Genomic DNA, 21814 nt, shown 5'->3' on the forward strand with positions numbered 1-21814 from the left:
TAATAACATAAGTAACAACATAAGTAAATACAAAAAAATGGGAGTGTCAACCATGGAACAAACAGTTAAACATGACCCGAATTATTACAAAAAAATCATTTTTGCATTGTGTTTAGGTTGGGTAGCTATTTGGATTTATCGTACAATACTTACACCAATATATCCACAAATTCAAGAATCGCTTGGTAATATTAGCGATACTCAAGTAGGACTTATTGCTTCTATTTATTTCTTTGCCTATACTGGTATGCAAATTCCATCAGGAATACTTGTTGATAAATTTGGACAAAAACGAGTATTAATCCCTGCGTTTATCATTTTTGCATTAGCAGCATTCGTCATTGGATCAAGCACTACAATCAATCAAGTTTATGTAGGCGCCTTAATGGCAGGTCTTTCGACTGGCTCATACTATGGTGCGGCTTTCTCTTTATCAGCTAAATATATGCCAAAAGATAAGAAAAGCTTTTCTAATGCGATCATCAACAGTGGTTCGGCATTAGGGATGGTTATTGGTCTAGTAGGCTCATCTGTATTAGTAGGTGGCCTTGAAATCCAATGGAATTACATGCTTTATATTATAGCAGTCTTAATAGTAGCAGTAACATTTGTGTTTGCGTTATTTGTTAAACAAGACAAAAGAACAGCTACAAATGAAACATCTGAAGATAAGGAAACAACACAAGCCACAGTATCTCAAGGCGTAGAATTATTCTCGCTAAAAAAATTAGTTATTTATTTCGTCTATTTTGCAACATGTTATGGTTATTACATGATTGTAACATGGTTACCATCATTCCTTGTCGCAGAAAAAGGATTCGAACAAGGTTCAGTAGGATATGTAGCTGCTTTAGTTGCAGTCACAGCAGTACCTGGTGCATTGATATTTTCTAAGTATATTGATAAAAATGCACATATGCGTCAGAAATTAATTATCTTCTTGTTAATTGGTGCAGCCGTAACAATTAGTTTAACCGTATTTGCACCTAACCCTTCTGTCCTTTATGCAGCATTAGTTTTATACGGTTTATTAGGTAAACTTGCCATTGATCCAGTTTTAATCACATATGTAACGGATTCAGTACCTTCCAACAGCATGGCCAAAGCACTAGGTATCTTTAACTTCTTTGGAATGACTTCATCAGTTATTGCGCCAACTCTTACAGGTTATATTGGTGATATCACTGGTTCGAAAGTATTAGCATTCTATATTGCAGCAATACTTCTTGCAGCAGCAGCGATTTTATTCTTCCTTGCCGTGATGGTAAAAGAGAAGAAAACAATCAATCCCCTAACGAATGAATAAAGTAAAGCTACCTATCAGTGGAGGTTTAATACATCTCCCGCTGATAGGTAGTTTTGTATCTAAAGGCAGCGAGGTCTTACACATGAAGAATCTAATGCTCTAGATTTATATATAACATGAATTATATAATCCCATGCAATCCGAGATCGATATAACAACTGAATTAGGCAGTAGTAACAAGGAACAAATCCTCGTCACATATTTTCAGAAGAAACTGAATGAAAATAATAGAATCGTAAGGGAAATAATATATGGATAATAATTACAATGGAAGTGTAATATTTTGAAAAAAATGCTATAATTCAAATAAATATTTATGGATGATACAAAACTTGTGATAAATCTATATCCCCCAGATTTGTCCGATATACGATAGGAGACAAATTTTTCATGAATAGTCCAATCTGATATTCCCCCATTAAGCCAAAATTCGAATGAAATATCGGGGGATATATAATGAAATTGAATAGAAATTTTTCTTTATTACTATTGGGTCAGTCACTCGCTAATATAGGCGATGTATTATATATAGTCAGTGTTATAAGTACAATTTTTTTGTTAACAGGTTCTGCAACTGCTTCATCGTTTGTACCATTTACGATTGCTTCTTCCATGTTTATATCTAGTCTGCTGACACCTCTTTTGGTTGAGAAATTAAATCTTAAATGGTTACTTGCGGGGTCACAAATTGTAAAGACGATTTTACTCTTTATTCTAGGGTTAATGTTAATTGGTTTAACAGCAGCTAATTATTATATTATCTTTTTAATAATAGGATTGATTGCTTTTTTTGACGGATGTGCAAATCCAATAAGACAGACATTGACTCCATACTATGTTAAACCTGAACATCTAATTCAAGCTAATGGCATTTCAGAAACTGTTACGCAGGTCATACAAGCAGGTATGTGGTTCGTAGGAAGTTCATTGCTAATTATTATGAGTTCTCAACAACTTATTTGGTTAGTTGGATGTTTATTTGTAATTGCAAGCATAATACTTTGCCTTTTAGAAAGTGTAAACCATGAAACAACCGAGTTAAAAGGGAAACTAGAAAAGATTAAAGAGGGTTGGAAAACCTTATCTAACACGCCAGTATTAAAAAAGATTGCTTGGATAGAATTTTTGGAAACAATTGCAGCAACGGTTTGGATAGCTGCTATTTTATATGTGTTTGTCAATGATGCATTGAACGTTGATGAAAAATGGTGGGGATTTATCAATGGAGCTAACTTTTTAGGTCTGATTTTAGGAAGTGCTTATTGTATTAAATTTTCGTCTTTTGTTGAAAAGAAAATAGGAACCTTTATTTTTGTCGGTTCATTCGCAAGTTTCTTATTCACAATATTATTTAGCATCAACAGCATTCCAATGATTTCCTTACTTTTATCATTTTGTGTAGGGCTTTTTGGACAAATTAAAACCATTCCTCAACAAACAGTTATACAAACTAGTGTGACAAAAGAACAGTTGTCAACTGTTTATACTTCATTAGGTGCTATCGGAACTGGGATTTTTGGCGTTGGTTCTCTTGTTATGGGAGTATTAGCAGATTTGTTAGGGGTTAGAATTGTATTCGTTATTTCGGGGCTATTGCTTGCGATAGTAAGTACAATTGCTCATAAAAATAAGCAATTGTTTGTTCGAAATATTATGGAACAATAAAATTCGTATTATATAGTTCAACCAGAATTTTCTGGTTGGACTTTTTTTATTTAGATTTAATCTATCAGTAGCCAAGGGAGAACGTACGGGGGCATGGGACATTGATCCCGTCACCTAAACTGTTCACCCCTACTTGTAAAATATGTTTGAGGCTGGTTGGGATTTAGATTAAAAATAAACGTAAATTAAAAACGTTTGATTATTAGCAAACATAATAATATAATGTTTGTTATAGATTGGTAGTTTTGAAATGGATACTATCCGCTTATAATGACAGTTATGACAGGATCCGATTACACAGCCCATTCTGAGCTAACGCCGGAGGTCCCAACTAATGGTGCTGAAGCTTTCAACTGTTATATTGAGCACACCTTCCATTTCTGGCGTGAATGCCGAGGTGAAGTGATGTTTCTTGGCAATGTTGGTGAGTATCTTATTGGACCCGAAGACGATAGATGGAATCTTGTCATGATGATTATTCGCCAGAGCGGCGCGTAGTTGTTTCTTGTTATTTTAGTCATCAGGATTACATGGCAGGTATCGGTCATCAGACTGCAGCGATTGAAGATTCACGCCTTATGCCTATGACAGAACTTACGATATCAAAATAAAAGGAGGAGATCATGATTATGAAAATCCTAAAAGTTAATGACGTCGATTTGGCCTATGACAGTTTCGGTAACGAAAATGACGAGGCTATTATTCTAATCGCCGGGCTGGGAACCCAGATGATTCGATGGACGGATTCGTTTTGTCGGATATTAGCGGCGCGGGGCTTTCGCGTAATCCGCTTTGACAATCGCGACGTAGGTTGCTCAACGCACTTTAGCCATTATCCGACGTTGGATTTTTACGCACTAGCCACTGCTCTCATGTCGGGCCAGCAACTGGACATCCCTTACACTCTCGATGACATGTCCAACGACGCTATCGGACTACTTGACGCCCTGTCAATTGACCAGGCACATTTCGTTGGTAGGTCTATGGGCGGAATGATCGCCCAGATTGCAGCTAGTGAGTACCCTGAACGGGTATTATCGCTCACATCCATTATGTCCAGTTCCGGTAATCCAGCCCTTCCGCAAACTTCTCCAGATGTCATGGCGATGATGACTAAACCGGCGCCGAACCCATTTGAGGATGAAGCAGGATTTTTGGCGCACAGTCTATCTTTTGCCAAACGCATCGCCGGCACCGGCTATCCGTTTGAAGAGGATGCTTATCGGGCGCTCATTCTGGAGGAAGCCCAACGAGCCTATGATCCAGGCAGTGTCGGACGACAAATTGCTGCTATGGCTGTCTCCGGTGACCGTCGTCCGCGGCTGGCAACCATAAAAGTACCAGTACTTGTCATTCATGGGGTGGAGGATCCTCTGTTCGTCCAGGCATGTGGCGAGGACACTGCTTCTGCCATCCCGGGCGCCGAGCTAATGATGGTTGACGGTATGGGTCACGACCTGCCACACCAACTGTACAAAGTAATCGCTGATGGCATAGAGCGTACGGCCCGTCGCGATTGACACACGCCTACTGAGTGGCAACCAGCCGGAATCCTACGGTGTCCGATGGGCTGAGTAGGCTCAGGGCTAATCAATTTGCACCCTTGATTCATACGATCTGGGTGGAAGCGGCGATGCTCTTTGAAGGGCTGTTAAAGCAGCTTCATTTCATTAATTACGGGGCTCCTAACAGAGAATCCATTTAAGCGTAGATGTGGATTCAATAGAGTAGGAGCTACTACATTTGCATGCTCATAATTAAGATGGGAAAGCAAGTGTACCGGTAAAATAGGCAAAAAGAATCCCACTAAAAAGCATTCATAACAGCTTTTTAGTGGGTTTTTTTTAGTTTAAAAATTTACTTTCTCTGATGCAAATAATGCTAATCGTAGATCCAATGAAATATCAGGCGATTCGATAGACTGACCTAAAATCTCTTCACATTTTTTAATACGATATTTTACCGTATTCCGATGAATAAATATATCTTCAGAAGTCTTTGTCAGATCACAATGATTCGCCAAATAGATTTTCAATGTATGCTTTAGTTCTTTTTCCTTCGTCGTTTTCGGATAGGCTAATGATCCTAGTGTATACGTGATAAACGGTTTTAATTTATTGGCTGGAATGAGTTGTAATAATTCTTCTACACTTTTAGATTTATAGAGTTCTATAAATTCAACTTTACCACTTTCAGACGTATGATCAAAAGCTTCATTCGCTTCGAAATAAGAGAGTGGTAACTGTGAGAATTCAGTGACTTCATTACCAATACCGAATGACAGTGTGCTATTAAAAAGTTTTTGATACTCTTTTTGGATATATTTGCAGTAATCTAAATAATATTGATGTTTAGTTTGTAATAGTATCGTAAACCGATGATTACCTGGAGACCTATAAACACTGATAGAAGGATCAATGTCAGTCAGCTTATGTGTTAGCCATTCAAAAGTCATTTGATAGCGCTCATTCAAATAAATATTATTTTCCACATCCCTTTCTTGATCAATCGCACAAACGATCACTTGATAGAAATTGGACGGTTGAATAAGATGCTTTTTTAAAAACTCAGGGTGCTGTTTGACAGAAATAAGATTATCAGGATGTTCAGACATCAATGTTTCGAAAAATCGGTTTACATCTTGTTGTTCCGCTTCTTTGATTTTACTATTTTTATAAATGGCGAGACTGAGTGTATTTACGGCTTGTTCTATAGCAAGCAAACTAAATGGATAAGTGAGCGTATTGACATTTGAAACCATCAAATAATACGGAAAATATTTAAATGCTGGAACTTCAAATATAATATGTTCTTCTTGGAAAGATGCTTTATTATTAGGTGAAATTTGCTTGGAATTCACACATCTTTTGAAGTAACTAAGATTTTTCGGAATTTGCTCTGAGTGTTCTTGGAAGTGATGGCTCATCGATTTAATTTGATGAAAAGGATTTAAGAGCATCACAGGGACTCTAAGGAGTCTGCTCATACGTTCAATCATCATTTCCAAGCTCAAACCTCTCATAAGCATTGTATTTAATTCTTGTTGGATATCTAATGCAAAGTATAACTTTTCAGTTTCTTCATCCAAAATATAGGATGATATATGATGCGTAATGGATCCAAGATTCCAACTATCAGGGATTCTGATAATGGGGAATTTTAACTCGTTTGCATATGCTATTACTTCATCATCAATTTTTTCTAAAAAGCGCGATAATTTAACGCCTATGCCTGCAACTGGTATATCATTTAATTCTCGAATGAGATCCTTTAATCCGGATTGGTCATGTTGATAACACATACCTGTAGTGACAATAAATGAGTGGGGTGCTGTGAAATTTTTAATATCAGGCGTTTCCGTAATATCGACCATTTCTACTTCTCTTTCTAAATCGCCCTCATCATTTAACAATGTTAAATCAGAAAATTGTTGGACAGACATGATTTCTTTTAATGTTGTCATAAGAATCATCTCCTTTATATTTGTTAGAAAAAGCCAAAATATGAATTAAATATGTAAGATGTTACAACGATAACCTATCACTCTGATTGTATACTATTTTTGAAGGTTATTATACGTATAATCCTTTATTTCAAAATAGTAATGGAGAATAATATGCTTGAACAAGGTCAGAATATTCTACGTGATTCTTTATTTTTTGAAAAGCAGGTTACTACAAGGAAAACATGCTAAAGTAGCTTGAACAAAGAAATTCACCTTTGCTCAACTAAACCATGGTAGAAATAACTACGTTAGAAAGAAGTGACAACGATGTGGGATCAACAATACAATCCACTTGGAAACGAAATAGTGAGTGGCATCATAGCCTTTCTTCCTATACTCCTATTTCTACTTTGTTTAACAATCTTTAAATTAAAAGGGATTTATGCAGCAGCATTAACTTTAGGCGTTACCATTATCATTACAGTCGGAGTCTTCGATATGCCGATAACTAAAGCATTTGGAGCAATTATTTTCGGTACAGGTAAAGCGTTGTGGCCTATTGGTTATATCGTCATTATGGCTGTTTGGTTGTACAAAATTTCTGTGCAAACCGGAAAGTTTGAGATCGTACGTGGTAGTATAGCGAATATCACCGAGGATCAACGACTTCAATTATTGCTGATTGGTTTTTGCTTTAATGCTTTCTTGGAAGGAGCGGCAGGATTAGGTGTTCCAATCGCTATATGTGCAGCCTTGCTTGTGACGCTTGGTTTTAATCCTATTAAAGCTGCTGGACTTTGCCTAATCGCCAATGCCTCTACAGGCGCATTTGGTACAGTTGGAATTCCAGTCATTACTGGTGCTGAAGTAGGTGGGATGGTAACGTTAGAACTGTCAAGAATGACAGGCTATCTTTTACCTTTGATTTCATTTCTCGTTCCTTTTCTCCTCATCTTTATTTTAGATGGTATCAAAGGAATAAAAGAGATATTCCCAGCCATTTTGATCGTCAGTAGTGTCTATTCAGGGCTTCATTTACTTACGATTACTACGATCGGGCCAGAGCTTGCGAATATTATTCCTTCTTTAATTAGTATGGTGGTTTTAGCCTTATTCTTAAGGAAATGGCAACCGAAAACGATTTACCATGAACCTGGGGTAGAACTAACAGGGACATTAAAAAGCTATTCTATGAAAGAAATCTTGGTAGCATGGTCACCGTTTTATATACTTACGGGAGTCATAGCCGTTTGGAGCTTGCCTGCATTTAAACAATTATTTGTAGATGGTGGTGCACTTGATTTTACGACTGTCGCATTGAAAATTCCTGGATTACACGATCAAATCATGCGTATACCACCAATCGTAACAGAAGCCAACTCTATACCAGCTATCTTAAATATTAACTTTGTTTCGGCAACGGGAACGGCGATTTTCTTGGCTATCATTTAAACGAGTGTCCTGTTTCCTGCGTTAAACATCAAACAAACAGTTCATTTGCTAGGTGACACGATTAAAGAACTATGGTTACCGATTTTTACAATCGTACTTGTAATGGCTTTTGCAAATCTTTCTGACTTCTCTGGGCTTAGCACTTCTCTAGGACTTGCACTTGCCAAAACGGGTGAATTCTTCCCATTTGTTAGTCCAATATTAGGATGGATTGGTGTCTTTCTAACGGGATCGGTTGTAAATAATAACGCACTATTCGGTAGCTTACAGGTTGTTACCGGGACGCAGATCGGCATCTCACCATCATTGCTAATAGCAGCTAACACTGCTGGGGGAAGCGTAGCAAAATTGATTTCACCACAATCTATCGCGATTGCAGCCGCCGCCGTTAATCAAACCGGGAATGAGTCAAAAATCTTTCAATATACAATACGATATAGCTTAGGCTTGCTCCTACTTATATGTATCATGACACTCGGGCTATCTTTTATCCTCTAATCATTTTAATAAGGACTATACCACATAGTAAATCTAAGTTTTCACATAGATTTACTATGTGGTTTTTGTTTTTAGTAAGGATAAAATTGATTATTTACTCCACTCACACGCCTTCTTAAACCCTTTCCATAATCAATAGCTAACAGCGTTCTTATTTACTCCGAGCTACTTGCTCCTTATCAAAAATTATTTGTCTAAAGTGCATAAAAAGACCATCCATTATTGTTCATTGTGTCAATGAATGGTTGTGAGTATGGGCCTATAATAAAAGTGTACTTGAAGGAAGGAGTGAAAGAGTAATGGATATTCAATCAACTTTTCAATCTTTAGATAAGAAATTCACAAGTTTTGGTGGTTTAGAACAAGGTGGGATTACACGCCTATTATATTCTCAAGAATGGAATGAAGCCGTTCGTGAGCTGGAAGCAACATTTAAAGAAGAAGGCTTAGAAGCAAGTTTCGACGATATAGGTAACTTAACTGGGCGTCTTGTTGGCAGTAAATATCCGGAAGAAACCATTTTAACAGGATCACATATCGACACAGTAGTTGAAGGTGGTCATCTAGATGGACAATTCGGTATCTTAGCTGCACTGGTGGCTGTGAAATATTTAAAAGCTAAACATGGCCAACCACTACGCTCATTAGAAGTATTATCGCTTGCAGAAGAAGAAGGTAGTCGATTCCCTTACACATTCTGGGGTAGCAAAAACTTCTTTAACTTAGCTAAAAAATCGGATGTTGACACAATTGCAGATGCTGAGGGCATTAAGTTCGAAGACGCGATGCGTAAATCAGGCTTTGATTATCGAAAAACGACTGACGTTCGAAATGACATTAAAGCATTTGTTGAAATTCATATTGAACAAGGTAAAGTGTTAGAGACAGAAAACAAAACAATCGGTGTTGTTAATGGCATCGTTGGTCAAAAACGCTTCACGATCAACTTAAAAGGTGAAGCAAACCACGCTGGCACTACGCCAATGTCATTACGCCGTGATACAGTTGTTGCCTATAGTGAAATTGTCTCGGACTTAACAAAACGTGCTAGAGAAATTGGGGAACCACTTGTGTTAACGTTCGGTCATGTCACACTTGTACCAAACACAGTAAATGTAGTTCCTGGTGAAATTACGTTCTCAATAGATTGTCGTCATATTGATCAGCAACTATTAAATGATTTTGCAGCAGAAATCGAAGACAAAATTAAATTAGTCGCTGAAGCAAATAGCATGACTTACGACATTAATTTATGGATGGATGAGGCACCAACATTGATGGACAAAGAAATCGTTCAAATCATTGAACAAGCAGCAAAGAACAATGTAGGGAATCAATATAAAGTGATGCCATCTGGTGCAGGACATGACTCACAAATCTTTGCTCAATATGTTCCAACGGCGATGTTGTTTGTACCTTCTATTGATGGAATTAGTCACAACATTAGTGAAGAGACGAAGATAGAAGATCTTGTTAAAGGTATTGAAGTATTAAGCGATGTACTTTATGAACTAGCATACAAAGAATAAAAATAATGAAAAAGGAGCCAGATAATTATGGGTTACTTAAATCAAGTTCAAGGATACAGAGAAGGTTTATTAGAAACACGATCTGTCATTAAAAAAGACAATTACGCGGTAATCACACCAGACGGCCTAGTTAATAATGTTGTACCTGGCTTTAAAGATTGTGACGTAACAATCTTAGGATCCCCGCGTTTAGGTGCAAGATTTGTAGATTACTTAGTAACAGTAAAAAACCAAGGTGGAAACAAAACTGGTTTCGCTGGTGATGGTATTCAATCTTTTGTATATGTTGTTTATGGCAAAATCAATGCTTTTGCAGATGGTAAAAGATACGAATTAACAGAAGGTGGGTATTTATATGTGCCCCCACACTTACAGTTAACTTTTGAAAATAATAATAACGGTGAAGATAGCCGCTTATTCTTATACAAAAAACGTTATCAACCACTTAAAGGACAACCTCTTAAAGGGTATACACCAGAAGTCGTTACAGGTAATGTGAACGACATCGAACAAGAGGCATATGAAGGTATGAAAGAAGTATTAATTCAAGACTTATTACCAAAAGAAATTGGATATGACATGAACATTCATATTCTTTCATTCAAACCAGGTGCTTCACATGGTTACATTGAGACACACGTTCAAGAACACGGCGCTTATGTTTTAAGTGGGCGAGGCATGTATAACTTAGACAACGAATGGATGCCAGTTGATAAAGGTGACTATATCTTTATGGGCGCTTATGTACCGCAAGCAACCTATGCAATTGGTTTAGATGAACCATTCTCATACATTTATTCTAAAGATGCAAACAGAGATATTGATTTATAAAAAGTGAGTATATTATCTCCGATAGTTATCCAAAGATAAATTAGGCATCTTAGTTACAAAAGAATTTCAAAAATAAAATTCTAGTTTATTTAGAATCTGACACAAATATTAATTATATGAGGAGTAAATAAGATGCGTGTATCTAAAGAAGAACTATTTAATTTAATGAAACAGAAGTTTATGAAAGCGGGATTAAATGAAGGAGCGGCACATGATGTTGCAGATGTATTAACATACGCCGATCATAGAGGCATTCACTCACATGGTGCTGTACGTGTTGAATACTATTCTGAACGAATTGCAAAAGGCGGTATTACAACCAATCCAAACTATACATTTGAACAAACAGGACCAGCATCTGCGGTCTTTAATGGGGATAATGGTCCAGGTCACCAAATAGCAAAGCAAGCGATGGAAAAAGCGATTGAAATGGCTAAAAAATCAGGTGTTGCCGTTGTTGGTATGAAAAATATCTCACATAGTGGTGCTTTAGGTTACTTTGTTGAAATGGCAGCAGAACAAGATATGGTTGCTCTAAGTATGTGTCAATCAGATCCAATGGTCGTGCCGTTTGGCGGAACTGAACCTTATTTTGGGACAAACCCAATTGCATATAGTGCACCGTCTGCTGATGACCGTATCATTACATTTGATATGGCGACAACTGTCCAAGCATGGGGCAAAATCTTAGATGCAAGAAGTAAAAATGCATCGATTCCAGATACATGGGCTGTTGATGCGACCGGTGCGCCAACAACGAATGCAAGAGATGTTCATGCACTCCTGCCAATTGCAGGCCCAAAAGGATATGGCTTGATGATGATGGTAGATATTTTATCAGGTAGTCTTCTAGGAGTCCCACATGGAATACATGTGTCTTCTATGTATCAAGACTTAACTAAAGGACGCGATTTAGGTCAAATTCATATCGTGATTAACCCTGCCTATTTCACAGATTTAGATGCTTTCAAACTACAAATTACAACAATGCTCAATGAATTAAAAACACAGCCAGCGGCAGATGGCTATGGAGAAATTTATTATCCAGGTGAACGCGGTATATTAAGAAGTAAGGAATATGATAAGGAAGGTATTGAAATCGTAGACGACATTTACAACTACCTTGTGTCAGACGATGTTCATTTCGATCGTTATCACGGAAAAAATAGATTTGCAGAATAATAAATTGGAGGATCATCATGTTATATACAATTATAAAAGAAAACACTTATAAAGACTCCATCGTGTTAATGCTTTTATCTAACAAATTGTCTGCAATTGATGGTGTAAACAAAGTATCAATCATGATGGGAACACCAGCGAACAAAGACATTTTTAAATCTTCTGGCTTAGGCACGGATGAATTAGAAAAAGCAAAGCCAAATGATATTGTCATCGTTGTAGATACTGATCAGGAAGAAAAAGTAGACGAAGTGAAAGAAGAAGTAGAGGTAGCATTAAAAGGTGAGTCTGATTCACAAGATTCGTCTAAAGGTCAAGAGGCTCACAACTGGAAACGTGCAATGGAGCTTGCGAACAATCCAAATTTAGCGTTAATTTCAATTCCTGGTCAATATGCAGCAATGGAAGCGGAAAACGCATTGAACGAAGGTTTACATGTGTTCATGTTCAGTGACAATGTTTCGAAAGAAGACGAAGTGAAACTGAAACAAAAAGCGCATGAAAAAGGATTATTAGTGATGGGGCCAGACTGTGGAACTGCACTTATTCATGGCGTACCTCTTGCCTTTACAAATAACGTAAACGAAGGCGATATTGGTATTGTTGGTGCATCAGGTACAGGGATCCAAGAAGTAACAACAATTATTGACCGTTATGGTAAAGGTGTTACGAACGCTCTTGGTACAGGTGGTCGTGATTTATCAACTGAAGTTGGTGCGATCACGATGTTAGATAGCATCAAGGCGTTAAACCAAGATCCGAAAGTAAAAGTCATTACAGTAATCTCTAAACCACCTGCAGAGGAAGTAAAACGCAAAGTATTAAATGTATTAAGAAATATTGACAAACCAGTTGTTACATTATTCTTAGGTGATAAACCAACTTATCAAGAAGCGAGTATCTATCACGCTTATACACTTGAAGAAGCAGCAGTTGCAGCAGTTCAATTATCAAATGGGGAAAAACCAAGTTTTGAACCGTCAATGGCTGATGTAAACGTTGTATTAAAAGACACACAAGTTGGTATTAAAGGCTATTATTCAGGCGGTACATTAGCATCTGAAGCAGCGATGCTAGTGCGAGATGCTTTCAAAGATACGATAACGGAAGAACAGAACGATAGCTATGTTTTGAAAACAAACAATCATGAAATCATTGATTTAGGTGATGATGTTTATACAAAAGGTAAACCACACCCAATGATTGATCCTGAAAAACGTATCGAGATGCTTGAATCATCTATGAACGACCCTGAAACAGCGGTCATTATAATTGATAACGTGATTGGTAACGGCGGTCATGAAGATATGGCTAGTGAACTAGCACCAACAATCAAACGTGTTTTGGACAGTGCACGTCAAGATGGTCGTCAACTTGCAGTACTTGCAACGGTTGTAGGTACGGCTCAAGACATCCAAGGTTACGATAAACAAATTGAGATTTTAAAAGAGAGTGGTGCAATTATTTGTAAGACAAACGATCAAATGGTTCGCACAGCTATCCAACTTGTAGGCGGTACAGTGGATCAACCAAGCGTTGATGTACAAAAATTTGATTATACAGAAGAAAACTTGGCAGTCGATGAGAAAATTATGTCCTTCATCAATATGAAACCAAGTGTAATCAATATTGGGCTAAAAAGCTTTACGGAAGCTGTTCAAAACAGTGGCTCGGAGTGTGTTCAATTTAACTGGCGTCCCATTGCTGGCGGCGATGAGAAGTTAATGAAAGTACTTCAATTCTTAAACTATTATGAAGGAGGTACAATCTAATGAGTTATCAAACAATAAATGAAGCAAATGACGCGGTTATCCAAAAAATCGTAGCTGCAACACCATTCTTAACGGATGTTGTACCTGCTAAGTCTGTGATTTCTGAATTAGAAGAGTACGTGTTATTACATGCTGGACCTCCAATTAAGTATGAAAACATGACTGATCCTATGCAAGGCTCCTGTGTTGGCGCTATCCTTTTTGAAGGTTGGACGAAAAACGAAAAGGATGCACGTGAATTACTTGAAAACGATAAGATTACATTCATTCCATGTCACCATGTGAATGCAGTTGGACCAATGGGTGGTATCACGTCACCTAACATGCCAGTCCTTGTTGTTATTAACAAGGAGAGTGGTAACGAAGCGTACTGTCAAATGAACGAAGGTATAGGAGCAGTGTTACGCTTTGGCGCTTACAATGAGCAAGTAATCAATCGCTTACATTGGATGAAAGATGTATTAGGTCCAGTTTTAAGTAAAGCATTAAAAACATTTGATGAAGGCTTGAATGTGAACGTATTGATTGCGAAAGCTATTGCAATGGGTGATGAGTTCCACCAGCGTAATATTGCAGCGTCTCTTGCATTTTTAAAAGAACTATCACCAGTCATTGCATCATTAGAAGACGTTGAAAAAGATCAACGTACAGAAGTAATCCAATTCTTAGCTGACACAGACCAATTTTTCTTAAATATTGCTATGGCGACTGGCAAAGCGATGATGGATGCAGCACGTACAATCGAACACGGTACAGTTGTTACCGCAATGTGCCGAAACGGTGAAAACTTTGGTATCCGTATTGCGGGCATGGGAGACGAATGGTTTACTGGTCCTGTTAATACCCCACAAGGATTATATTTCACTGGTTACTCAGCAGAAGATGCAAACACAGATATCGGTGATTCAGCGATTACAGAAACAATCGGTGTTGGTGGTATGGCGATGATTGCAGCACCTGCAGTAACACGCTTTGTTGGTTCGGGTGGTTTTAATGATGCACTTGAAACAAGTAATCAAATGACAGAAATTTGTATTAGCGAAAACCCGAACTTTGTCATCCCAACTTGGGACTTTAAAGGCGCATGTTTAGGCATTGATGCACGGAAAGTTGTTGAAACAGGGATCACTCCAGTCATTAACACAGGTATTGCGCACAAAATTGCGGGTTACGGACAAATTGGTGCCGGTACAGTCCATCCGCCAATCGAATGTTTTGAGAAAGCTATCACAGCATATGCTGAAAAGCTAGGCTTTAAAGGATGATTTTACAAGCAAGTGCGGTTGGTTCAATCGCACTTCAATTATTGAATGAAGAAAAAACCTTTACCGTGCACAGTATGTTTGAAAAAGGTTTAAATATGGTTGATCAAGATGGAGAATTGATATTTGTTGGTACCGATGAAAATGGGACATTTCCGTTCGGGATCTTGCTTGATCCTCAAACGAGACAAACAGTAAAGACCAATATTAAGGTAGGCGATACATTAATATTTCATAATAATCGTCTTTTTCATAACCGCTTCGAAATGGTGTTTAATGTGAAAATACTACCGTTATATATGGATTTTGAACATGCAAATATAAATAAATTAAAAGAAAATTTTCAATACATTTCATTTACATCCTATGAATCAACAGATTTTGAACGAGCACGTGTATTGTCCTTGATCAATCGATTACAAGATCCAGCCGAACATCTTGACGAGACATTCCGTTACTTCATTGGACGTGGACAAGGTTTAACACCAACAGGTGATGATATACTAGTCGGCATATTGTACGGACATTTTATTAAAAATTTTATCGAACATAAACATCTAGAAACACTAAAAGCTCTTATCAAGGAACCTTTAACAACCATTGTCAGTAAGCGTTTCTTAACCTGTGCTATAGACGGTGTATTTAGTTCGAAGATTACAGCATTGCAGCATGATCCATCTTTAGAAAGCATGAACAGGCTTATAGAAGTAGGATCATCATCTGGGATGGATACGTTATATGGCATTTATATGTCATTAACTAAGGAGTGAAAGAAATGGGGAAAAGTGTAGTTATTGCTTTGGGTGGTAATGCCATTTTACAGCCAAAACAAGAAGCAACTTATGAAAATCAATTAAAAAATGTAGTGTCGGCAACAGGCCATATGGTGGCAATTCGAGAAGCGGGTCATAACATCGTCATTACACACGGCAATGGTCCGCAAGTAGGAAATATTATTGCCCAAAATGAAGCTGCAAAAAATGTAATCGAACCACTACCAATTCATGTTTGTAACGCAGAATCACAAGGTTTCATTGGTTATATGATGGAGACAGCTTTAAAAAACCATATGAAAGAACGAGGCATTGCTACAAATGTGGTGACATTGCTAACAATGGTTGAAGTGGACAAGGGCGATCAAGCTTTTGAAAATCCGACTAAACCAATCGGTGTATTTTTCTCGGAAGAAGAAGCGCAACGTTTAGAAGAACAAGGCTTTACTATGGCAGAAGATGCAGGTCGGGGATATAGACGCGTTGTCCCTTCACCAGAACCAAAAGTGATTCATGGTATAGATGAAATTAAACGGTTAATTGATGAAACGATTGTTATTTCATCTGGTGGTGGCGGCATACCTGTATATCGTGAAGACAGTGGTCAATTACACGGGATTGAAGCAGTCATTGATAAAGATCGTTCAGGATTAAAACTTGCGCAACAAGTGAATGCGGATGTTTTCATGATGTTAACTGATGTCCCAAATGTCTATATTAATTTTGGGAAAGAAAATGAGCAGAAATTAAGCCACATTACAGTTGCAGAAGCTGAACAGTATGTTGCAGAAGGACAATTCCCAGCAGGTAGTATGTTACCAAAAATGCAAGCAGCTATCGAATTTGCGAAATTAGGGAAAGAGTCCATCATCTGTTCAATCGATCAAGCAGTAGCTGCATTAGATGGAAAAGCAGGTACACGCATAACGCTATAAGTTTTAAATTTGGTTCAAGGACCGTCATCCGTTAAGTTTGCAACGTCATGAAGTGAGTAATCACAGACGATAGACGTTGCAAACTTTTTGACGTTATTTTTGTAATAGTTCATAAATCTGCTTGTTTATAGCGGAAGATAAGATGTTAGGGCATAAATGAAACAACAAATTCGTTGTAGAGGCGAAGAAATTCGTCTCTTTTTTTATTGTACGCTCGTCATACGTAGGAACTATAGGGTGGAAGCTTCAGAAGCGGTGAGACAGAAGCATTGGTTAGCTGATAGCAAAGGCGTCTGTGGTACGTGGAATCAGAAGGAAGCTAAAGGAAAAGCACAGGCCTGAAGAACACGAATCTTGGTATGATGAAGGGGGTGCACACATACTTTCTACACAAAAAGTAACTTAGCGTGGTTGCTTAGCTCGTTGTCTTTTTAAAAAGTTTTCAAGAAAAATGCTAATTTCACGGGTGAGGAACGTATGTTCTCTGCTTAAACTTTATAAAAATTCGAGCTAAAGGGGAAGTAAGTCGATTACATACAGGAACGTAAAGAATTTGAGCAATTACTATAAAAAGAAACATAGCAATCAAGTATTTAATAGGAAAATTTTGGTAAAATATCTGTTATATTAATTGAAATGGAAGCCCATGTTCACTTTTTTTATGAGATGGAAAAGGTTTTTTATTTTGACCTTGAAGCATCGTTCAACCATTATTCTGTAAATAAAGATGCAGTATTAACGCCTACGTTCAAAGAAGACATTCTATCCAACTTGTTAAAGACTTTTGATAAAGCGATATAAGGCTATTTTAAATCATACTGTGTTATGAAAGAACAAGATGAACAATAAAAATGTTTAAAGGAGAGAACATTAAAAATGAGTCTAGACATTTATAACGGAGAACGTTCTGAAGAAAGTGTTCAATTTGAAAAATGGTTAGCTTCCGAAAGTAATAAAAAGAGTTTTTCTAGTATTGAAAACACTAAACAGTTTGTTGAGTTAATGGGAACTGAAAATAGTAAAGCATATGTTATAGGGGAAGATGTTCAATTTTTAAGTGATGTTAAGGATGAGGCATTCGAGGGCATACAGGTTTTCACATTAAATGACCAAGAATCTCCGAAACAAAAAGTTATTCTTTATCTACATGGTGGCGCTTGGACGAATCAACCTTTAAATTTTCACTGGTGGTTCTTGGATAAAATGGCGCAATCATTGAATGCGAAAATAATTGCTCCTATCTATCCTAAAGTACCTCATTTTAACTATAAAGATACGTATCCAAAAATGCTAAACCTCTATAAAGAAATGCTTGCAACTGTTGAACATTCGAATCAATTAACGATTATGGGAGATTCGGCAGGCGGTAATATAGCACTTGGCCTAGCTCATCTGTTAAAAATGAACAATTTACCTCAACCGAAAGATATTATTTTATTATCAGCATGTGTAGATTTGAGTTTTGAAAATCCTCTTATAGCTGAATATGAAGAAAAGGATCCGATGTTAGCTAGTGAAGGAATGGAAGTCATTACAAAGATTTGGGCAGCTGATAAAGATTTAAAAGACGCATTGATTAGTCCAATATACGGTGACTTTCAAGGACTTGGGAAGATAACTCATTTTATTGGAACACATGAATGTTTATATCCAGATGCAATAAGACTGGATGAAAAACTAACAAAACAAGCAATTGAAATCAATACCTTTGTTTATCCTAAAATGAATCATGTGTTTGTTGTTATGCCAATCCCTGAAGCCCAAGATGCTCAACAGAAAATTTTTAATATACTAAATTAATTTAAAGAAATGGAGCTTAACTGTACTTGAAGCGGCCACCAGGAGGGAAGTCTTCGTTTAAACAAGAGGTAGAGATTTTAAAAAAATAACAGCAATGTATAACGTAAAAAGGAGTGTCTCAAAGATCAAATTTAGACTTTGAGACACTCCTTTTCTGTATAGAGCAAAGATAATTAATACGTCTTAGATTTTTTGTCATTAAGCACGCTTTGTGTCCTTTGATTGATTAAGTTTAAGACAGTAATATACTTTTGAAAATCTTCAGCAGTAAATTGCTCGAGGTTCTTCAAATGACTCCGATATTCCTCTAAATCTAGATTTTTATGATATTCATAAACTATTTTGCCCTTGGGTGTTAACTCAATATTCAATTCTCGATAATTGTCTACATTTCTATATTTAATGACTAATCCTTTTTTAATTAGTTTATCAACCATTTGAGAAACAGCACTTTTTGTGCAATTTTTAATTTCTGCAATTTCAGTAGTAGTTGTTTTTATTTGATCTCCAATTAAGTTGAGTGTATGAACTTCTATCATATACAATTCATCTTCTGTGCCATATTTTCTTGGGATACTTTCATATGAACTAATCAGTCTAGATGTCTCGTAAATCGTTTCCATTAGCTCATAAAAAACCTTCTCTTTTTCCACAATGCATCACCCTCCCCATAATTGGTAGCAAATTAATTTTAACATTTGTTTAGAATCTAATTAATTTTTACAATATTCAGAAATTTTAATTGACGATTTTACGGTTAAGGTGTTAAACTGAGAAAAATTTAATCTAAACGTGTCGAAAATTGCGATAAAGTAGAAAGTTGAATGCGACAAGAGGTGGGGAGAAGCATTGAAATATAATTTTGATGAAGTAGTTAATCGCAGAAATACTTATTCCTTAAAGTGGGATGGCAAAGATGTAATCAAAACAATGGGTTATACAGAAAGGTATGACTATGAGATCATTCCACTATTTACAGCAGATATGGATTTACCTGTACCGCAACCATTGATAGATGCATTACATAAAACAGTTGATCATCGTATTTTTGGATATTCTGTTTTTCCAGATGCGTACTTTGAATCAATTCAGCATTGGTTTAAAAAAAGACATGATTGGACAATCAAAAGAGAAGAGATTGTATATAGCCCTGGAACAATACATGCCTTGAGTATAGCTATGAAAGCTTTAACTAAATCTGGTGAAGGTATCATTATTCAACGTCCTGTTTATCCGCCGTTCACAGCTGCGATAGAAGGAAATGGAAGAGTTGTTCGAAATAATGCATTGAAATGTGATGCTGAAGGGTATTACACAATTGATTTTGAGGATTTTGAAGCCAAAGCAAAAGAAGAAAATACTACAATGTTCATTCTCTGCAGTCCACATAATCCGACTGGTAGAGTTTTAACATATGAGGAATTAAAAACGCTTTCAGATATCTGTGCGAAAAATAGTGTAATTATTGTGGCTGATGAAATTCATGGTGATCTCATTAGAAAAAATCAAAAATTTATACCAATAGCAAAAGTTGCAAACAGCTCAGATCATATCATCACGTGCACGGCCATTAATAAAACATTTAATGTTGCAGGTCTGCACTGTACAAATGTTATTATTTCAAACCCTGAGATTAGAAAAATCTTTAGCGACACCATGGGAATGCAGTTACCATCACCGTTTACAATTGCAGCTCTTATAGCTGTCTATAACGAAGGAGAAGAATGATTAGCGCAAATAACAGAATACATTGACGACACAATAGAGTATGTGAAAAATTTCTTAGGTGAAAAAATGCCAACAGTCAAAGTTAGGATCCCTGAAGGAACATACGTGATGTGGATGGACTTTAGTGGATATGGCCTTTCAGCTCAAGAGATTCATGATCGTATCTATAACAAAGCCAATGTCATACTTGAAGATGGTCACTTGTTTGGAAATGAAGGTAAAGACTTTCAAAGAATCTGTATCCCTTCACCAAGACCACTTATAAAAGAAGCACTTGAAAGAATCGCTTTAGAATTCCAAGATATCGAATCCACTAATCAATCAGAAAGAGAGTATATAAAATGAAAACGATCGAATTTAAGCTTGATGTGTTAAAAGCTGCAAAAGAAATAGAAGATTATGTAATTGAGATTAGAAGAGATCTCCATAGACACCCTGAGATCGGATTACAGGAAGTACGGACAATGAGAGTGGTAACAGACGAGTTAACTAAATTGGGTATTCATTACGAAATTGTCCCTGATGGCGGAATTATTGGTTATATTCAAGGAAATCAATCGGGAAAAACTTTAATTCTTAGGGCAGATCTAGATGCATTGCCGATGAAGGAAGAGGAAAATAATTTAAAAAAGAAAAAAGTAGTATTTTCTGAGTCTGACCAAGCTGCTCATACTTGTGGGCATGATGGACATACAGCAATGCTTATGGGTGTAGCGGAAATCTTGAATCAACACAAAGACAAAATTAAAGGAAGAGTGCTTCTCGCATTTGAACAAGGGGAAGAAATGGGTGGCGGGATTTATAATCTCTTAAAACGATTACACGAAATCGGGGGAGACGGAATTTGGGGTATCCATTTAAAATCTGATCTTCCGACTGGGAAAATATCTGTTGATCCAGGCCCAAGAATGGCAGCTTCTTTTGTTTTTGATGTCTTAATAAAAGGAAAAAGTGGACATGGTTCAAGACCAGATTTGTCAGTTGCTCCATTAGATTGCTTTACCGATTTTTATAATAATTTAAGAGCGATGAGATTAAATAATCTAGATCCTTTTAAAACAATTACCTATTCAATTGGAACGATTAGTTCAGGATCAGCAGCAAATATAATTCCTGAAAGTTTACAGTTCTCAGGAACAGCCAGATATTTAGATTATAACCAAGGTGCCCATGCTGCAAAAGAATTTAAGAGAATCCTAGAAAAAGTCTGTGACCTGCATAATTGCACTTATAAATTTATTACAGAGCTTAAAGAATCGGACTTAATTGTCTACAATCAAAAAGAATGTGCACAAATTGCGATCGATGCAGTGAAAAATGCAATTGGTACTGATGCATTACATTCAATTCCCGCTTGGATGGCATCAGAATCATTTGCGTTTTATGAAAAATACTTCCCAGGTGTGTTTGCATTCATTGGCATACAAAACCTCGAAGAAGGGATTGGAGCCGAACACCATAATGTTTACTTTGACTTAGATGAAGATGCTTTAAAACTAGGAGTGGCGGCTACTGTACAATACACAATAGATTTTCTAGATTGTGAAAACCAAGTTCATTTTACTCCTGATAAAAGAGATATAAATAGTCTATTTATTGATAATGGATTCCAGCAATTAATAAATGAATAAAATTT

General features: G+C 36.8%; 17 protein-coding genes and 1 pseudogene. 16 read left to right on the plus strand and 2 right to left on the minus strand.

Annotation, left to right across the window (positions count from 1 at the left end):
* The first annotated feature begins 52 nt into the window (after nucleotides 1-52).
* The 4 genes from ACIQLB_RS09505 (at nucleotide 53) to ACIQLB_RS09520 (ending at nucleotide 4491) form a co-directional block, all read left to right on the plus strand.
* On the plus strand, nucleotides 53-1306 hold the full coding sequence (locus tag ACIQLB_RS09505; protein WP_400724294.1) for an MFS transporter: 1254 nt from the start codon (nucleotides 53-55) through the stop codon (nucleotides 1304-1306).
* Nucleotides 1307-1762: 456 nt separating this feature from the next.
* The gene (locus ACIQLB_RS09510; protein WP_400724297.1) at nucleotides 1763-2971 is read left to right on the plus strand and encodes an MFS transporter; all 1209 of its coding nucleotides are present in this window, start codon (nucleotides 1763-1765) and stop codon (nucleotides 2969-2971) included.
* A 455-nt stretch (nucleotides 2972-3426) separates the two neighbouring features.
* Nucleotides 3427-3582, plus strand: a complete 156-nt coding sequence (locus ACIQLB_RS09515) for a hypothetical protein (protein WP_400724300.1) — start codon at nucleotides 3427-3429, stop codon at nucleotides 3580-3582.
* 18 nt (nucleotides 3583-3600) lie between these two features.
* Nucleotides 3601-4491: an alpha/beta fold hydrolase gene (locus ACIQLB_RS09520; RefSeq protein WP_400724682.1), complete on the plus strand. Its 891-nt coding sequence runs from the start codon at nucleotides 3601-3603 to the stop codon at nucleotides 4489-4491.
* A gap of 329 nt (nucleotides 4492-4820) precedes the next feature.
* On the opposite strand, the gene ACIQLB_RS09525 is transcribed toward ACIQLB_RS09520, so the two are convergent.
* Nucleotides 4821-6434: a PucR family transcriptional regulator gene (locus tag ACIQLB_RS09525; RefSeq protein ID WP_400724303.1), complete on the minus strand. Its 1614-nt coding sequence runs from the start codon at nucleotides 6432-6434 to the stop codon at nucleotides 4821-4823.
* Nucleotides 6435-6743: 309 nt separating this feature from the next.
* On the opposite strand from ACIQLB_RS09525, the pseudogene ACIQLB_RS09530 reads away from it, so the two are divergent.
* From ACIQLB_RS09530 to ACIQLB_RS09570, 9 genes and pseudogenes are all read left to right on the plus strand, one after another.
* Nucleotides 6744-8366 (plus strand): annotated as a pseudogene (locus ACIQLB_RS09530) (lactate permease LctP family transporter).
* 299 nt (nucleotides 8367-8665) lie between these two features.
* Nucleotides 8666-9895 carry an allantoate deiminase gene (gene allC, locus ACIQLB_RS09535; RefSeq protein WP_400724305.1) on the plus strand — a complete coding sequence of 410 codons (1230 nt, stop codon included), beginning with the start codon at nucleotides 8666-8668 and terminating at the stop codon, nucleotides 9893-9895.
* A 27-nt stretch (nucleotides 9896-9922) separates the two neighbouring features.
* A complete protein-coding gene (allE, locus tag ACIQLB_RS09540) occupies nucleotides 9923-10726 on the plus strand; it encodes a (S)-ureidoglycine aminohydrolase (protein ID WP_197140910.1) in 804 nt (267 codons plus the stop codon).
* A gap of 132 nt (nucleotides 10727-10858) precedes the next feature.
* On the plus strand, nucleotides 10859-11908 hold the full coding sequence (gene allD, locus ACIQLB_RS09545) for an ureidoglycolate dehydrogenase (RefSeq protein WP_400724309.1): 1050 nt from the start codon (nucleotides 10859-10861) through the stop codon (nucleotides 11906-11908).
* A gap of 17 nt (nucleotides 11909-11925) precedes the next feature.
* Nucleotides 11926-13680, plus strand: coding sequence for an acyl-CoA synthetase FdrA (locus ACIQLB_RS09550; RefSeq protein WP_400724312.1), 1755 nt, complete (start codon nucleotides 11926-11928; stop codon nucleotides 13678-13680).
* Nucleotides 13680-14945 carry a YlbE family protein gene (locus ACIQLB_RS09555; protein WP_400724315.1) on the plus strand — a complete coding sequence of 422 codons (1266 nt, stop codon included), beginning with the start codon at nucleotides 13680-13682 and terminating at the stop codon, nucleotides 14943-14945. Before ACIQLB_RS09550 ends, ACIQLB_RS09555 begins: the two co-directional genes overlap by 1 nt.
* Complete coding sequence (locus ACIQLB_RS09560) at nucleotides 14942-15712, plus strand: oxamate carbamoyltransferase subunit AllH family protein (protein WP_400724318.1); 771 nt, start codon at nucleotides 14942-14944, stop codon at nucleotides 15710-15712. Before ACIQLB_RS09555 ends, ACIQLB_RS09560 begins: the two co-directional genes overlap by 4 nt.
* A 5-nt stretch (nucleotides 15713-15717) precedes the next feature.
* On the plus strand, nucleotides 15718-16650 hold the full coding sequence (gene arcC / locus ACIQLB_RS09565; protein ID WP_400724321.1) for a carbamate kinase: 933 nt from the start codon (nucleotides 15718-15720) through the stop codon (nucleotides 16648-16650).
* An 876-nt stretch (nucleotides 16651-17526) separates the two neighbouring features.
* Nucleotides 17527-18450: an alpha/beta hydrolase fold domain-containing protein gene (locus ACIQLB_RS09570; protein ID WP_400724324.1), complete on the plus strand. Its 924-nt coding sequence runs from the start codon at nucleotides 17527-17529 to the stop codon at nucleotides 18448-18450.
* Between the two features lie 173 nt (nucleotides 18451-18623).
* On the opposite strand, the gene ACIQLB_RS09575 is transcribed toward ACIQLB_RS09570, so the two are convergent.
* Nucleotides 18624-19103: a MarR family winged helix-turn-helix transcriptional regulator gene (locus tag ACIQLB_RS09575; RefSeq protein ID WP_400724327.1), complete on the minus strand. Its 480-nt coding sequence runs from the start codon at nucleotides 19101-19103 to the stop codon at nucleotides 18624-18626.
* Between the two features lie 196 nt (nucleotides 19104-19299).
* Here ACIQLB_RS09575 and ACIQLB_RS09580 point away from each other — a divergent pair, with 196 nt between their 5' ends.
* From ACIQLB_RS09580 to ACIQLB_RS09590, 3 genes are all read left to right on the plus strand, one after another.
* A complete protein-coding gene (locus ACIQLB_RS09580; protein ID WP_400724329.1) occupies nucleotides 19300-20178 on the plus strand; it encodes a MalY/PatB family protein in 879 nt (292 codons plus the stop codon).
* A 66-nt stretch (nucleotides 20179-20244) separates the two neighbouring features.
* A complete protein-coding gene (locus tag ACIQLB_RS09585) occupies nucleotides 20245-20523 on the plus strand; it encodes a hypothetical protein (protein WP_400724332.1) in 279 nt (92 codons plus the stop codon).
* Complete coding sequence (locus ACIQLB_RS09590) at nucleotides 20520-21809, plus strand: M20 metallopeptidase family protein (RefSeq protein WP_400724335.1); 1290 nt, start codon at nucleotides 20520-20522, stop codon at nucleotides 21807-21809. Before ACIQLB_RS09585 ends, ACIQLB_RS09590 begins: the two co-directional genes overlap by 4 nt.
* The last annotated feature ends 5 nt before the right edge of the window (nucleotides 21810-21814 follow it).

This window comes from Lysinibacillus sp. NPDC092081, from assembly GCF_044755845.1.
GTDB lineage: Bacteria > Bacillota > Bacilli > Bacillales_A > Planococcaceae > Lysinibacillus.